The sequence below is a fragment of the Marinobacter sp. M5B genome (assembly GCF_042604615.1).
Lineage (GTDB): Bacteria > Pseudomonadota > Gammaproteobacteria > Pseudomonadales > Oleiphilaceae > Marinobacter > Marinobacter salarius.
Genome location: NZ_CP156894.1, coordinates 3,128,841 through 3,143,031, shown reverse-complemented (window position 1 = coordinate 3,143,031; position 14,191 = coordinate 3,128,841). Strand labels below are relative to the sequence as shown.

14 protein-coding genes are annotated in these 14,191 nt (G+C 58.0%); 2 read left to right on the top strand and 12 right to left on the bottom strand.

Going from position 1 to position 14,191, the window contains the following annotated elements; translation table 11 throughout:
* Positions 1 to 51: 51 nt before the first annotated feature.
* Both AAGD24_RS14245 and AAGD24_RS14240 read left to right on the top strand, forming a co-directional pair.
* On the top strand, positions 52 to 3,771 hold the full coding sequence (locus AAGD24_RS14245) for a YhdP family protein (RefSeq protein WP_379865465.1): 3,720 nt from the start codon (positions 52 to 54) through the stop codon (positions 3,769 to 3,771).
* Between the two features lie 22 nt (positions 3,772 to 3,793).
* A complete protein-coding gene (locus tag AAGD24_RS14240; protein ID WP_051947036.1) occupies positions 3,794 to 4,654 on the top strand; it encodes a carbon-nitrogen hydrolase family protein in 861 nt (286 codons plus the stop codon).
* Here the strand turns inward: AAGD24_RS14240 and yjgA are convergent.
* The 12 genes from yjgA to AAGD24_RS14180 all read right to left on the bottom strand — a co-directional run bounded on the left by yjgA (position 4,651) and on the right by AAGD24_RS14180 (position 13,994).
* A complete protein-coding gene (gene yjgA / locus AAGD24_RS14235) occupies positions 4,651 to 5,181 on the bottom strand; it encodes a ribosome biogenesis factor YjgA (protein WP_036209854.1) in 531 nt (176 codons plus the stop codon). The genes AAGD24_RS14240 and yjgA overlap by 4 nt on opposite strands.
* A gap of 26 nt (positions 5,182 to 5,207) precedes the next feature.
* Positions 5,208 to 6,569: a magnesium transporter gene (gene mgtE / locus AAGD24_RS14230; RefSeq protein ID WP_007155323.1), complete on the bottom strand. Its 1,362-nt coding sequence runs from the start codon at positions 6,567 to 6,569 to the stop codon at positions 5,208 to 5,210.
* 112 nt (positions 6,570 to 6,681) lie between these two features.
* Positions 6,682 to 6,951 carry an HPr family phosphocarrier protein gene (locus AAGD24_RS14225; protein ID WP_036209856.1) on the bottom strand — a complete coding sequence of 90 codons (270 nt, stop codon included), beginning with the start codon at positions 6,949 to 6,951 and terminating at the stop codon, positions 6,682 to 6,684.
* Between the two features lie 7 nt (positions 6,952 to 6,958).
* A complete protein-coding gene (gene rapZ / locus AAGD24_RS14220; RefSeq protein WP_036209858.1) occupies positions 6,959 to 7,840 on the bottom strand; it encodes an RNase adapter RapZ in 882 nt (293 codons plus the stop codon).
* Between the two features lie 28 nt (positions 7,841 to 7,868).
* On the bottom strand, positions 7,869 to 8,339 hold the full coding sequence (gene ptsN, locus AAGD24_RS14215; RefSeq protein ID WP_036209861.1) for a PTS IIA-like nitrogen regulatory protein PtsN: 471 nt from the start codon (positions 8,337 to 8,339) through the stop codon (positions 7,869 to 7,871).
* 95 nt (positions 8,340 to 8,434) lie between these two features.
* Positions 8,435 to 8,743, bottom strand: coding sequence for a ribosome hibernation promoting factor (gene hpf / locus AAGD24_RS14210; RefSeq protein ID WP_007155319.1), 309 nt, complete (start codon positions 8,741 to 8,743; stop codon positions 8,435 to 8,437).
* Between the two features lie 124 nt (positions 8,744 to 8,867).
* Positions 8,868 to 10,394 carry an RNA polymerase factor sigma-54 gene (locus AAGD24_RS14205; protein ID WP_075196569.1) on the bottom strand — a complete coding sequence of 509 codons (1,527 nt, stop codon included), beginning with the start codon at positions 10,392 to 10,394 and terminating at the stop codon, positions 8,868 to 8,870.
* A gap of 152 nt (positions 10,395 to 10,546) precedes the next feature.
* A complete protein-coding gene (gene lptB / locus AAGD24_RS14200; RefSeq protein WP_075196507.1) occupies positions 10,547 to 11,272 on the bottom strand; it encodes an LPS export ABC transporter ATP-binding protein in 726 nt (241 codons plus the stop codon).
* The gene (gene lptA / locus AAGD24_RS14195) at positions 11,250 to 11,783 is read right to left on the bottom strand and encodes a lipopolysaccharide transport periplasmic protein LptA (protein ID WP_075196506.1); all 534 of its coding nucleotides are present in this window, start codon (positions 11,781 to 11,783) and stop codon (positions 11,250 to 11,252) included. The genes lptB and lptA overlap by 23 nt, the downstream gene beginning before the upstream one ends.
* Before the next feature lie 82 nt (positions 11,784 to 11,865).
* Positions 11,866 to 12,456, bottom strand: coding sequence for an LPS export ABC transporter periplasmic protein LptC (lptC, locus tag AAGD24_RS14190; protein ID WP_075196505.1), 591 nt, complete (start codon positions 12,454 to 12,456; stop codon positions 11,866 to 11,868).
* The gene (locus AAGD24_RS14185) at positions 12,457 to 13,014 is read right to left on the bottom strand and encodes an HAD family hydrolase (protein ID WP_036209871.1); all 558 of its coding nucleotides are present in this window, start codon (positions 13,012 to 13,014) and stop codon (positions 12,457 to 12,459) included.
* Positions 13,014 to 13,994: a KpsF/GutQ family sugar-phosphate isomerase gene (locus tag AAGD24_RS14180; RefSeq protein ID WP_036209873.1), complete on the bottom strand. Its 981-nt coding sequence runs from the start codon at positions 13,992 to 13,994 to the stop codon at positions 13,014 to 13,016. Before AAGD24_RS14180 ends, AAGD24_RS14185 begins: the two co-directional genes overlap by 1 nt.
* Positions 13,995 to 14,191: the final 197 nt, after the last annotated feature.

Genomic DNA, 14,191 nt, shown 5'->3' with positions numbered 1-14,191 from the left:
GGCCCGGCAGGCATTGGTTAGGCGTGGCGATTACCCCTGATGGCATCCAGTGTGGCTGATCAAACTCTGAAACATCTGTTACTTCGAATCGTCTCGGGCGCCGCCAGTCTGATCTGGTGGTTGTTGCTGGCGGTCGTCGTCCTGCTTGCACTTTATGCCGGAATAGGGCGCCAGGTTACTCAGAACATCAACGAATATCGCTCTTCGATTGAACAACGGTTGTCGTCTGAGCTGGGCCAGCCGGTCAGTATTGGTTCGCTTTCCTCTAGCTGGAACTGGCTGGATCCAACCATTGTCGCCCGCGATATCGTGGTCGTCTCCGAAAACGACCGTAGTGACGTTGCCGGGTCACTGAAGAGCGTCCGCATTGGCCTCGATTTTCTCGCCTCGCTCATGCGCCTGCGTATTGTGTTCGCTGATTTTGACGCCGATGGGCTGGAACTGACGATCAACCAGACTCCGAGGGGGGCGGTGACCGTCGAAGGTGTCGATATTCCCGATCCCGTGGCAAGCGACCTTGAACTCTGGCTGGATATTGCCGGCGAATGGCTGTCCGACCCTTCCGTCAAGATTACACGCCTGGACCTTGGTATTCGCGACGCCAATGGCACCCTGCGGCATGTAGAGGTGCCCCAGTTGGACCTGATCTACCGGCGCGGGCTGTTTCATGCATCAGGCCGTGCCATGCGGCCGGGAACGACCGAACAACTGGCCAGCTTCGAGCTGGTTGGTCGGCACTTCTTCCGTGGTGACTTCACGGGGCAGGTTTATGCAGATATTAACTCCGGCCGGTTGTTTGATGGACTCGCAGAGGAGTACGCCTGGCGGAACATTCGGGCGGAAGGTTTTGATCTCGGAGGTCAGGTCTGGATGACGTTTCGGGATGGGCACATCGAGCAAGTCAGTGGCAACCTGGAAACGCCGTATCTGCAACTCGGTGTCGGTCTCCAATCCCTGGCTCCACTAGAGAACATCAGGGCGAAATTTGGTTGGCGCAAGCACGACACGTTGGGCGAGCGTGAGCCAGAATCGGCGGCTAAGCCCTGGTACGCCACCGGTGAGTTTCACGTAAAGGAACTTGAGTGGGAGTGGAACGGCAATATGGTTTCTCCGTTCAGCCTCCGGTTCAGTCATCGCGACGGGGGCCGAAGATTGATCGCTGATGCGCTTCCACTCCAACCCCTTAGACGGTTGGTCGCAGGCATGAACCTGTTGCCAGGCAGGGCTGAAAGGGCCCTTGAGAATTATCGCCCCACCGGCCGCCTGGACCGGGTGATGCTTAATCTGCCCACGGATGATAGCGGTGGCTTTGAGCTGACGGCAGCGTTGAACAATATTGGCGTCAGGGCCCATGACGGTGCGCCGGGTGTGTCTGGTCTTGATGGTAGCCTGGTTATTGACCGGGAAGGCGGTTTCGTCAGAGTGAACAGCGAGGGGCTGTCACTCGGTTTTCCGGAGCTGTTCCGGGGGTTCTGGAGCCTCCGCGACGTCCGCGCAGGTGTGGCCTGGCGTTTTGAGGGAGGGGTAACCCGCGTATACGCGGATGATATCCGTATGGTTTATGGCGCCAACACCCGGCTGACAGGTGCCTTTGACCTGCGAATGGATCAGGGCGGGGAGGACAATTTGGGGCTGAGGGTCGGTGTGCGGGATGGTACGGCCGATATGCTTGCCGACTTCGTGCCAATGAAGGTTGTCGACCCTGACCTCTACCAATGGCTGACGACGTCGATCACCAAGGCCGATATCTCCAGCGGTGAGTTTTACGGTCATGGCCAGATTGATCGTGACGCCCCGGAAAATTCTTTCTCGTCCTCAATGGTTTACCGATTCGAAGAAGCCAGTATCCGCTACGACGAGCGATGGCCCGAGGTGGCGGATGCCAGTGGTGAAGTCTTTATTCAGGATGGTCGCACCCGGGTCGACATCCGCGCAGGACGAACGGGAGGGCTGGAACTGGAGCCCGGCGAGGTGAGGGTTGTCCCGGAGGGTGAGGATATTCAGGTGTACGTCGATGCGTCAGCCCCGGTTCCCGGGTCAGCGTTGGCTTTCTGGATGGACAACAGCCCCCTGGGTGAGCTGGCGGGAGAAGCAGGGCGGAGCATCGTCCTGGATGGCGATTTTCACCTGGATCTCGGGCTTGGTTTGCCATTGATATCCGATGCGCCGCCCACCATCAACGCCAGCGTCAGAGCCGATTCCGGTACCCTGACTTATCCCGAAGCCGATCTACAGTGGACCCAGGTCAATGGGGAGCTGGGGTTTAACAGCGATGAGGGATTTTCCGAGAACCCCCTGCAGGCTCGGTTTATGGGAGCTCCGGTCACGGTTCTGATGCGGCGGAGTGAGAACGGTCAATCGCTCAATATCCGTCAATATGGTCGCCTTGACGTTCGCCAGCTCCTGGATCGAACTGAGTTGCCGGAGGGCATGGACATGGGGCTCAGTGGCGACATTGGCTACCAGGCAACGTTGGACGTCTCAACGGACACCGCTTCTGCCGTTACGCTGTATTCGGATCTGGCCGGGCTCTCGGTTGACTGGCCTGAACCGCTGGCAAAAGACATTGATGATGAAGCGCCCCTGAGGGTAACAGTCACGCCCCGACAAGAGTCCGGCGTTGATATGTCAGTCGACTGGCAAGATCGCGCCAACCTGGATATGACCTGGGAGTCGGGAATGGTAGACGTTGCCCTGAACGAACTGTTTCTGGGCGACCGCCAACTGACTGATATTACGGTGTCTGCGCGGCAAAGTGACAGTGAGTGGTTGATCACTACCGACTCGGAATGGGCGTCAGGCCATGTGCTCTGGCCCCAGGACGATCGACCGGTCAGCGTCGACTTTGAGCGCCTGATGCTCTCCAGGGGCAATAGTGAGTCGGGCGATGAACAGGAGCCCGAACAGCAGGCACAGACATTCCGTGACCTGGGCCTCGGCAACTGGCCGGACGTGGATGTCCGTATTGCCGCTCTCAACATGGATGGGGAAAACGCCGGTAGCTGGTCGTTCCAACTGAGGCCCGAAGCCACACAACTGCTAGTACAGGACATTGTTGGCACTCTCAAATCCTTGACCCTGACCGGGGAGCTGTCCTGGAGCATTGCAGCCGGGCGGGAAATCACCCGTTTTACCGGTGATATCAACGGTAAGTCGCTGGCAGACCTGGACACCTTGGTTGGCGCTGAGATTCCCTTCCGCAGCAAGAACACGGCCGTCAAGCTTGATATTGACTGGCCCGGCCGCCCGGATCAGTTTGACGTTTCGGGCCTTAGTGGCTCGGTCAGTGTGCGTTTTGATGACGGTGTCATCCTTGAGGGCAACAATACGGCTCAGCTGTTCCGGGTGTTCAACCTGCTCAATGCTGACACGCTCTGGCGACGCCTGAAGCTCGATTTCTCCGATCTGTACGAAGCGGGTGTCGCCTTCGATGCCATCTCCGGCAAGGCCAGCATGATTAACGGCCTGCTGACGTTGGATCCAGAGCTGCAGGTGGTAGGGCCTTCCGGCGCGTTCAAGCTGACGGGCACCTCCAACATGATTGAGGAAACCCTCGATATGAGAATGGTGGTGGTGTTGCCTCTGACCCAGAACCTGCCACTGGCCGCTTTGTTAATGGGGGCAGGTGCTCCGATTGGCGGCGCGTTGTTTGTTCTCGACAAAGTGTTGGGTGATCCATTGAGCAAACTCACCAGTGCGACCTATAGTGTAAGTGGAAGCTGGGACGAACCAGACGTTCGACTGAGGCGGGTATTCGATACCGGCAATTGATGGTTTTGGCAGGAGGGCCGTAATGTCAACGCAAAGAGACAATCCCGTCAAATGGCAGGCAAGTCGGGTAGCGGCGATACAGATGGTGAGTACCCATGACATCGCCGCCAACCTCAACGAGGCAGCAAGACTGCTGAAGGAGGCGGCCGACGCAGGTGCCAGCATTGCAGTGCTGCCTGAAAACTTTGCGGTACTGGCCACAAAACAGATGATCGGCTGTGGCCGCCGGGAAGCGGAACCGGACAACGTGATTCGGCAATTCCTCGCACAGCAGGCGACCGAACTTGGCATCTGGGTGGTCGGTGGTTCGCTACCCATTGCGGCGAGGCCGGACTGGTCCACTGTGACCGATCGGGTTCGTGCCTGCTGCTATGTCTACGATGACCGGGGCCGTGAGGTTGCCCGCTACGACAAGATTCATCTTTTTGACGCCACCGTTGAAGATGCCCAGGGGCAGTATCGTGAGTCGGATACCTTCGAGCCGGGTGAAGACGTGGTTGTGATTGATACACCGGCAGGCCGACTCGGCATGGCCATCTGTTACGACCTGCGCTTTCCCGAGCTGTTCCGACAGCTCAGGGAGCAGGACGCAGAATGGGTGTCCCTGCCCAGTGCCTTTACCTGGTATACCGGTGACGCCCACTGGCATGCGCTGATACGTGCCCGTGCGATTGAGAATCAGTTCTGGCTTGTGGCAGCGGCCCAGGGTGGGCAGAACAGTGAGCGCCGGCGCACCTATGGGCACAGCGCGATCGTCGATCCCTGGGGCCGAATACTATCCGAGATCGATGAAGGGCCGGGTGTCGTCGTTGGAGAGCTTGATCGCGAAACACTCAAGGACATCCGCACACGGATGCCCGTCTGGGAGCACCGGAGACTTTAGTTTCCGGCGGCTTCCGCGTCGTCGATGCACTCTCTGAGGTAGCGAAACAGCTTTCGTGGCTGGCCGGTATTCTTTTCTTTCTGCACGTCCCGGCGAGCGTTGCGCGCGAGGTTGCGCAGATGCTGTATATCCGCCGTTGTGCAGTAGTTCAGGAATTCGCCGACGGCCGAGTCGCCTTCCTCAATCATCCGGTCTCGCCAACGTTCAGCAAGGTGATGTCGGCGGGTGTGCTCTTCGCTTCCGGCATCGAAAGCATCAATGGCTCGAGTCAGCCCTTCCGGGTCGTCTTCCTGGCGGATAATCTTGCCGATGTACTGCAGGTGGCGGCGACGGGCTTCGTTCTGGCGAATGCGACGGGATTCCTCGATGGCCGCCCGCAGGGTGTCGCTGATCGGCAGGGTATTGAGCTGATCGTTACTCAGATCCAGCATACGCCTGCCAAGATCCTGCAACTGGTGCATTTCGCGCTTGAGTTGGGATTTGCTCGGGCCGAGGTATTCCGGGGCGTCGTCTTGGGAGTCGTTCATTTTCAGTCCGTGTTGTCGGATACAGGTTATCCGTAGAATATCGTCGCCAGACCAAGGAAGGCCATAAAGCCGACCACATCCGTGACCGTTGTCAGTATAACGCTACCGGCCAGTGCCGGATCAATGTTGCGGGACTTCAGGAACAGAGGTAGCACGGTGCCCACGAGTGCCGCAGCGATCAGGTTGATAATCAGCGCGGCGGCGATAATGGCGCCAATCATGATGTCGCTGAACCAGAGGGTTGCCGCTGACGCAACCACCACTGCCCAGAGCAATCCGTTCAGGGCACCCGCAATAAATTCGCGGTTTAGCAGCCAGCCCACGTTGGCGCCACTGATTTGTCCCACGGCCATGCCACGGATGACCAGGGTCAGGGTCTGACTGCCGGCAATGCCGCCCATGGATGCCACGATGGGCATCAATACCGCCAGCGCCACAACCTTTTCGATGGTCGCCTCAAACAGCCCGATCACGGCCGAAGCGGTAAAGGCCGTAAGCAGGTTGATGCCCAGCCACACGGCCCTGCGCCGGGTGGTCTTCAGAATCGGTGCGAAGGTGTCTTCGTCTTCATCAAGACCGGCCATGCTCATCAGGGAGTGGTCTGCGTCTTCGCGAATAACGTCAACCACGTCATCGATGGTGATTCGGCCCAGGAGTCGGCCTTCCTCACTGACCACGGGTGCTGAGATCAGGTCGTACCGTTCGAACAGGGTTGCCACCTTGGTGTCGGACAGCGTAACCGGTATCGGTTCGATGTCCGTGTCCATCACCTCCCGCACGGTTGCCGCCGGGTTGGATACGAGCATTTTGGTGATAGGCAACATGCCGATGAACTCGTCGCGTCGGCTGACCACGATAAGACTATCCGTCATCGGCGGCAGGTTGCGATGACGGCGCAGGTAGCGCAAAACCACGTCGATACTGATGTCCGGGCGCACCGTAATGGTGTCCGTGTTCATCAGGCCGCCGGCGGTATCTTCCGGGTAGGAGAGGACTTCTTCGACACGTTGGCGATCCTGCTCGTCCATGGTGTCCAGGACTTCCTGGATGACCGTGTCGGGCAACTGCTGCAGTAAGTCGGCCAGATCGTCCGACTCGAAATCCTCGATGATGTCAGCCAGTTCCTGAGCGTTCAGCTGGCTCAGGAAGTAACCTCGGATATCGTCATTCAGATACTGGAGGACTTCGCCTTCAAGCTGCTTGTCGACCAGGTTCCAGAGCAGGGCACGCTGGCGGGGTGGTGATGACTCCAGCAGGTGGGCGATGTCACTGGGGCTCAGGCCGCCATTCAGGATGCGGGCAACCTGTTTCAGGGCGCCACTGTCCAGCGCTTCGCTCAGGGAGCGAAGGCGTTGGCGCGCTTGGCTTTTCTCCAGAATATCGGTCATGGATCACCCACGGTCAGAAAACCCTCGTATTATAGCGGAGTTAGGCAACATAGGTGAGGAAGAGTTGTAGGTGAATGCCGTAGACGGGCAAGGATGTCCAGTGTGGAGGTGGTTATTCGCCTTCCCCGAAGTAGTCGTTGATCAGCGTAACCAGCGCATCGACAGCTTCGGACTCATCCGGACCGTCTACAATCAGCTCTACCTCTGATCCCTGGCTGGCGGCGAGCATCATGACTGGCATGATGCTTTTGGCGTCCACCTGTCGCCCTTTGCGGCTGATCTGAATGCTGCTGTCGAATTCAGATGCCTTGCCCACCAGTTTGGCTGCGGCCCGGGCATGGAGCCCAAGTTTGTTGATGATGGTAATGGGGCGGCGGATCATAGGCGGTTCAGCTTTCCCTGCTTTGCAGGTGGGGCAGTTCGGTGTGGCGAACCTGCACATTGCTGTATTTGCCCGAGAAATAGCGGCCGAGCTGGTCGCAGATATAAACCGAGCGATGCTGGCCACCGGTGCAGCCGATGGATATGGTCATATAGCTGCGGTTGCTGTCTGCGAACGAGGGTAGCCAGTTTTCCAGGAATTGGGTCAGGTCTTCGACCATCTTACGGCTCAACGGCTCCTTTTCCAGGAAATCGATAACCGGCTGGTCGGTGCCCACAAACTGCCGAAGGCTGGTGTCCCAATAGGGATTGGGCAGGCAGCGCACATCGAACACATAGTCCGAATCCAACGGCACGCCGTGCTTGAATCCGAATGACTGGAATAGCAGTGCCAGTTCCTGGTGGCGCCTGCCCGCGACTCGTTGCTTTACCATATCCCGGAGCTCGTACATGGACAGCCCCGTGGTGTCGATGTAGAGGTCTGCCAGCTTGGAAAGCGGCTCCAGAAGCTTCTTTTCGTTACCGATGGCCTCCCTCAGGGAGGTCTTGTCATCACTCAGTGGATGCTTTCGGCGCGTGGCATGGAAGCGCTGCAGAAGAGACTGTTCATCGGCGTCGAGATAGATGATCTCGATGGTTACGCCAGTATCCTGAAGGCTGCGGTAGATATCCTCGAAGTTGCTCAATTCTCCGGAAAGGTTACGGGCATCGATGCTGACCGCCATCTTTCCCAGCCGGCTGGGAGAGTTCTGGTTGGTGGCTTCCTGTGTGAGGGGGAACAGGAGGCCAATGGGCAGGTTGTCAATGCAGTAAAAGCCCAGGTCTTCCAGAACATGTAACGCGGTACTTTTCCCGGAACCTGATCGGCCGCTGACGATGATCAGTTTCATAGCCCGTTCACCTTGGATGTGGAGTTGTTCAGCTTGTTTCGGCTGTCATCCGGCGATAGAGAGAGCCTGCATCAGTGCACTGACGCAGCTGGTCGCAGAATGCACGTTCGTTGAACTTCTCAGCAAGTTGGCTCAAAAGCTCAAGATGCTCGCTGGTGGCTTCCTTGGGGACAATCAAGGTGAAGACGAGGTCCACCGGCTGGTTGTCAATAGCATCGAACGCAACGCCTTCTTCCAGGGTCAGCAAAACGCCAACCACGTGATCCAGCCCTTCCAGTCTGCAGTGGGGGATCGCGATGCCCTGTCCGATACCCGTGCTCCCCAGTCGCTCCCGTGCGACCAGATTAGTGAATATCTGGGTGTCGCTGAGCAAAGCGTCGTGTTGCTGGATCTGCTCGGCAATGGTTTCCATAACCCGCTTTTTGCTGGAGGCAGGCACCCGGCAAAGGGTTAGCTCCGGCGCGAGAATGTTCTCGATAGTCAGGGATGTGTCGGTCATGAATCGACTGCATTTCCGTAAAAAAAGGCTGCGGCACGTGTTGCATGGTTAGCCAGTGCCGCAGCTCGATTAACTGTCATGCCGGGGGCGTCGTCCTAGCGGGCGCCGTTCCCGTGCATCCGGTCTACGTTCTTTTCCTTGTGCTTCAGGATCTGCCTGTCCAGCTTGTCTACCAGTGCATCAATGGCAGCGTACATATCGCTGTTTTCGGCCTTTGCGTGAATCTCACCACCTATCACGTGAAGCGTAGCTTCCGCCATCTGGCGCACTTTTTCCACCTCAAGGGTAACCTGGCAATTGCTGATATGGTCGAAGTGCCGCTCAAGCTTTTCAAATTTGCCTGATACGTAATCTTTCAGTGCGGGAGTCAGTTCTACGTGATGGCCTGAAATATTGAGTTGCATAGGCTTCTCCTGTTTTCAGCTTGCCGGCACCCGTTAGGATACCGGCTGTGTGCCACAGCGTTATGCTGCAGGCGGTATACTTTCAGGAAAGGGCTCTCCCCGTGAGGCCGGGAACAGACGCTTCCTACACCAATCGCTTTCGCTCGTTGGACGGAGGAATGTGCATTGCCTCGCGATACTTGGCCACGGTTCGTCTAGCCACCTTGATACCCTGGTCTCCTAGCATGGCTGCAATTTTGCTATCGCTCAATGGCTTTTTCGGAGTTTCCGTTGCAATCAGCTTCTTGATCATCGCGCGGATTGCCGTGGATGAGCACTCTCCACCCTCGTCGGTACTGACATGGCTCGAGAAAAAATACTTAAGTTCAAATATGCCCCGCGGCGTGTGCATGTATTTCTGGGTGGTGACCCTTGAAATGGTCGACTCGTGCATTTCCACCGCCTGGGCAATATCCGAGAGAATCAATGGTTTCATGGCTTCCTCGCCATGATCCAGGAATCCCTGCTGGTGCTCGACAATGCGCGTGGCCACCTTAAGCAGGGTTTCGTTGCGGCTCTGCAGGCTCTTGATGAACCACTTTGCCTCCTGCAACTGGTCCCGCAGGTAGGTGTTGTCAGCACTGCTGTCCGCACGCTTTATAAGAGAAGCATAGCTTGCATTCACACGAATGCGCGGTGCAATTTCAGGATTCAGTTCCACGCGCCAGCGTTCATTGTGCTTGCGCACGATCACATCCGGGATGACGTAGTCTGGCTCGGCCTGATCCAGGGTGTCGCCGGGACGGGGGTTTAACCCGGTAATAAGTGCCAGAACGTCCCGTAGCTGCTCTTCTTTCAGGCGGCTGCGGCGTAACAGCTGGGCGTAATCACGGTTACCCAGCAGGTTTATGTAGTGGGTAATCACCAGTCGCGCCTGAGCCAGCCAGGGTGTTTCCGGGGGCAGCTGATTCAGCTGGATCAGCAGGCATTCCTGCAGATTACGGGCGAACACGCCGGGTGGATCGAAGTGCTGCAGGCGATGAAGAACGGCTTCCACTTCGTCCAGTTCCAGCGGGTCTTCGTCGGATTCGTCCACCATGCCTGAATGAATTTCTTCAAGCGGAGAGGTCAGGTAGCCATGGTTATCAACCGCATCCATCAGGGCATGGGCGATGGCCTGATCCCGCTCGCTCATGGGCGTCAGGTTCAGTTGCCATTCCAGGTGGTCCTGGAGCGTTTCGGTGGGGGAGTTACGGGTTTCGAAGTCGTGGTCGTTTTCGTCGTCGTTACGGGCTGCTGACGCGGGGGCTGACTGGTAAATGTCATCCCAGGCGGTGTCGACGGGAAGATCGTCGGGAATGGTGTCGGGACTGTCCGTTTCTGATGACCAGTCAGGTCCGTTTTCGGATTCGTCCCACTCAGTAGCGGTGTCTGAAGCGGTGTTGGATTCCTCGGTTGACGCCGTTTCAGACGACTCGTTGTCACTGTCCGTTGATTCCGGATTCTGGTTGTCGTCGTCTTCGGAGGTTTCCAGCATTGGGTTGGATTCCAATGCCTGCTGGATTTCCTGCTGGAGGTCCAGGGTGGAGAGCTGCAGAAGCCTGATAGCCTGTTGCAGCTGGGGCGTCATGGTCAGGCTTTGGCCCAGCTTTAACTGTAGTGAGGCTTTCATAACCATGGTTCAGAATCCGTCACTCGGTCTCTCTCTTCCGTCACTCAGGCTCTCTCTTTACGTCATCAGGGCGCTTTCTGGAGCCGGGGTTGCACAAAAACTCTTTGTATGCTGGCTACTTGCCGCACCAAGCAAGTTCTTTGCCGAGTGTACTACAGGCGAAACTCGTTGCCCAGATACACTTCCTTGACCTGCTGGTTGGCCAGTATATCGTCCGAATTACCAGAGGCAATGATGTGGCCGCCGCTGACAATGTAGGCATTCTCGCAGATGTCGAGGGTTTCCCGCACGTTGTGGTCGGTGATCAGTACGCCGATGCCCTTGTCCCGCAAGTGTCGGATGATTTGCTTGATGTCGCTCACGGAGATCGGGTCGACTCCGGCGAAGGGTTCGTCCAGCAGGATGAACGCCGGCTCCATCGCCAGCGCCCGGGCAATTTCCACCCGTCGTCGCTCGCCGCCTGACAGGGCCATGCCGACGCTATCGCGGATGTGGGTAATGTGAAACTCTTCAAGCAGTTCCTCTAACTTGGCCTCCCGGTCAGCGCGTTTGAGTTCGCGGCGGGTTTCCAGGATCGCCAGTATGTTGTCGCGTACGGTAAGCTTGCGGAACACGGATGCTTCCTGGGGCAGGTACCCGATTCCCTTGCGGGCACGACCATGCATGGGCAGCGGCGTTATGTCCTGATTGTCGATGGTGATTCGACCGTTGTCGGCGGGAACCAGGCCAACAATCATGTAGAAACACGTCGTTTTGCCCGCGCCATTGGGGCCGAGTAAGCCGACGATCTCGCCACTGCGAATTTCCAGGGAAACGTCGATGACGACCTTCTTCTGTTTGTAGCTTTTTGCGAGGTTACTGGCCCTGAGAACTGCCATCGATATCCTGTCCGTTAGGGTTGTTATCTGGATTGCTACCGGCGTTGCCGCGCGGCTGGATGACCATTTCGACGCGACCGCTGCCATCGCCCTGGTCAGCAGAGCCTTCTGCGGTCACCACGCGTTCGGCGCTGTCATAATGAATGACGTCGCCCCGGAACAGGTTGCCGCCCTGTTCGATCACAGCTTCGCGCTGAAAGGTAACCCGGTTGTCGGAGGCGGACCAGGTGATCGTTAGCGCACGGGCGTCGGTTTCGCCCTGGCCTTCCATGGCAGGCTGGCGGTAGCGTGCCGGGGTACCGGTGGCTTCAATGCGGCTGACGCCATTCTCATCCCGGTGGAGTACAACTTTGTCCGCCATAAGGTTGGCATCGCCCTGGCTCATTTCAACCGAGCCGGTATAGGTTGCAATGCCCTGGCCTTCGTCGAGCCGCGCGTTGTCGGCATTGACCCTGATGGGTTGGTCAGACTCAAGATCAAAGGCCGCGGCGAACGGCATGCCCACGGTCATTGTCAGCGCCAGGACAATCGCTGAGACTGCCGGGCGCGATGCCACCGGTTGGTGCCTATTGCGGTGAGGGTTGGGCATGAATTTACTTGCCGGTCTCATAGCGTCCTTCCACGTCAGAGTCGAGTTCGAGGATTCGGTCATCAATCCATGCCTTCATGCCGGTTGCGCGGGTCAGGCTGAACGAGTCGGTCAGTTCCACCGGGGCGTCTGTGTAAACAGTACGCTCTGTGTTATCCAGTGTCAGCGTTGACGTGGTTAATGTCAGGGGGCGCCCACCTTGGGCTTGCTGGGACACCCGAACATCCCCCGTCAAGTGGACCAGGTCGTCAGCTTCCATGAATTGGCCTTTGTTGGCCTGGACTTGCCAGGGTGCGTTGCCGGGGTCGCCGTAGAGCGTCGCATTCGGCGATTCCATAATGGTTTCGTTGCGGGCCTCGAATTGCTCGATACGTGGGCTTTCGAAGTGTGCGGTAAGCCGCCCGGTCTCGTCGAAAGACAGATAGCGACCATTGACCACGAAACCGTCTGGTTCCGATTCGCCTCTCAGCGCGGCGGCATCCACCGGCTCTGATGACTCGTCACTTTGCCAGAGCAGGAAAAACAGTGCCACTATCGTGACAGCCAGCCCTAGGGTTCGTACCCAGGGCCGGGTAAAGAGGGCTTCAGCGGCCATTCAGTCCTGCTCCAGGTAGGGTTGCAGGCTTGCGTTGAGCTGCCCGCAGGCGCAGAGCAGCAGTTCGCAGGCTTCACGGACCGCGCCGCTACCCCCTGCGGCCGACGTGCAAAAATCCGCGTGCTGGCGCACCAGCCAGTAGCCGTTGGGTACTGTTATGCCCAGTCCGGCGTAACGGATTGCGGGCAGGTCCGGCAGGTCATCACCCATGTAGGCAATCTGGTGTGGCGCGATCTCCAGCCTTGCCGCCAGTTCCCGCAGGGCGATTTTCTTGTCCTCTCGGCCTTGCATCAGGTGTGGGATGCCGAGGTCATTCATGCGTTTCTCTGTCAGCGGCGAGCGCCGTCCGGTAATGACGGCAACGTTGATGCCAGCAGCCATAACCTGTTTGATGCCCAGGCCGTCGAGAATGTTGAACCCTTTCATTTCATCGCCTGAAGCGCTGAACAGCAGCGTGCCGTCGGTCATGATGCCGTCCACATCCAGGGCCAGCAGGCGAATGGCAGCGGCTTTTTCAATCAGCTCCGCTGGCCATTGAGGGCGCAGAGTGTCGGCCATCAGATCACTCCCGCCCGCAACAGGTCGTGCATGTTGATAGCGCCGGTCAGTTTGCCGTCACGATTGATGACGGGCAGGGCGTTGATCTTCAGCTCTTCCATCATGTTCAGTGCCTCGGCGGCCAGTTGGTCATCGTGGATCACACGACCGTTGCGGGTCATGGCCTCGGCAATCGGCGTGTTGTGAATGTCCACGGAGCGGTCCAGGGTGCGGCGCAGGTCGCCGTCTGTAAATACACCGACCAGGTCGCCCTCGGCATTAATGACCGTCGTCATACCCAGCCCCTTGCGGGAAATCTCCAGCAATGCGCCGCTGAGGGTGGTGTCTTCCTGCACTCGGGGGATCTGGTCCCCAGTGTGCATAATATCGCTGACACGCAGCAGCAACCTGCGGCCCAGACTGCCACCGGGGTGTGAGAGCGCAAAGTCTTCGGTGCTGAACCCCCGGGCTTCAAGCAGTGCCACGGCCAGGGCATCGCCCATCACCAAAGTGGCCGTGGTGCTGGAGGTGGGGGCCAGGCCAAGAGGACAGGCCTCCTGGGCGACACTGATATCCAGGTTGGCAACGGCCTCCCGAGCCAGGGTGGAGTTCTCGTTGCCTGTCATGCTGATCAGCGGGGCTCCCATGCGCTTTATTAACGGCAAAATGGTCAGCACTTCGCTGGTGTTGCCGCTGTTGGAAATGCCCAGGACCACGTCCTGACTGGTGATCATGCCCAGGTCACCGTGGCTGGCCTCGCCCGGGTGTACGAAGAACGAGGGCGTTCCGGTGCTGGCGAGGGTGGCAGCGATCTTGTTGCCGATATGGCCGGATTTGCCCATGCCGGTCACGACAACACGCCCCTTGCACGCCATGATTACTTCGCAGGCGCGGACGAAACGGTCATCAATCCGGTCGGTCAGAGCGTGAATGGCCTCACGCTCGATCTCGATGGCTCGGAGGGCGGATTCTTTGAAGGTCTGGCTGGTTTCGGTGTTCATCTGGCTTCCGGGTTCGAAATGTTGATGCTTTCGTCGTGACAAAAGTATATCACTTCAAGGGCTTTGGCTGCCCTTCATGACAAGACGTTCAGCAAAACTGATCATTGACATCAGTTCATTTTGTGAAGGATGGATTGAGGTTCACGGCAGGTTGACATAATGTAGCGCACTCATTAAAGGCTGGGAATGCGGGTTCA

What these genes read in the sequence shown, in the direction of transcription:
- AAGD24_RS14185 (WP_036209871.1), bottom strand. Translation starts at nt 13,014, where the DNA reads ATGGCCGACACTCTGCGCCCTCAATGGCCAGCGGAGCTGATTGAAAAA.
- lptB (WP_075196507.1), bottom strand. Translation starts at nt 11,272, where the DNA reads ATGGCAGTTCTCAGGGCCAGTAACCTCGCAAAAAGCTACAAACAGAAG.
- AAGD24_RS14240 (WP_051947036.1), top strand. Translation starts at nt 3,794, where the DNA reads ATGTCAACGCAAAGAGACAATCCCGTCAAATGGCAGGCAAGTCGGGTA.
- AAGD24_RS14225 (WP_036209856.1), bottom strand. Translation starts at nt 6,951, where the DNA reads ATGATCCGCCGCCCCATTACCATCATCAACAAACTTGGGCTCCATGCC.
- ptsN (WP_036209861.1), bottom strand. Translation starts at nt 8,339, where the DNA reads ATGACCGACACATCCCTGACTATCGAGAACATTCTCGCGCCGGAGCTA.
- yjgA (WP_036209854.1), bottom strand. Translation starts at nt 5,181, where the DNA reads ATGAACGACTCCCAAGACGACGCCCCGGAATACCTCGGCCCGAGCAAA.
- mgtE (WP_007155323.1), bottom strand. Translation starts at nt 6,569, where the DNA reads ATGACCGATATTCTGGAGAAAAGCCAAGCGCGCCAACGCCTTCGCTCC.
- lptA (WP_075196506.1), bottom strand. Translation starts at nt 11,783, where the DNA reads ATGACCGTGGGCATGCCGTTCGCCGCGGCCTTTGATCTTGAGTCTGAC.
- AAGD24_RS14180 (WP_036209873.1), bottom strand. Translation starts at nt 13,994, where the DNA reads ATGAACACCGAAACCAGCCAGACCTTCAAAGAATCCGCCCTCCGAGCC.
- hpf (WP_007155319.1), bottom strand. Translation starts at nt 8,743, where the DNA reads ATGCAACTCAATATTTCAGGCCATCACGTAGAACTGACTCCCGCACTG.
- rapZ (WP_036209858.1), bottom strand. Translation starts at nt 7,840, where the DNA reads ATGAAACTGATCATCGTCAGCGGCCGATCAGGTTCCGGGAAAAGTACC.
- lptC (WP_075196505.1), bottom strand. Translation starts at nt 12,456, where the DNA reads ATGGCCGCTGAAGCCCTCTTTACCCGGCCCTGGGTACGAACCCTAGGG.
- AAGD24_RS14205 (WP_075196569.1), bottom strand. Translation starts at nt 10,394, where the DNA reads ATGAAAGCCTCACTACAGTTAAAGCTGGGCCAAAGCCTGACCATGACG.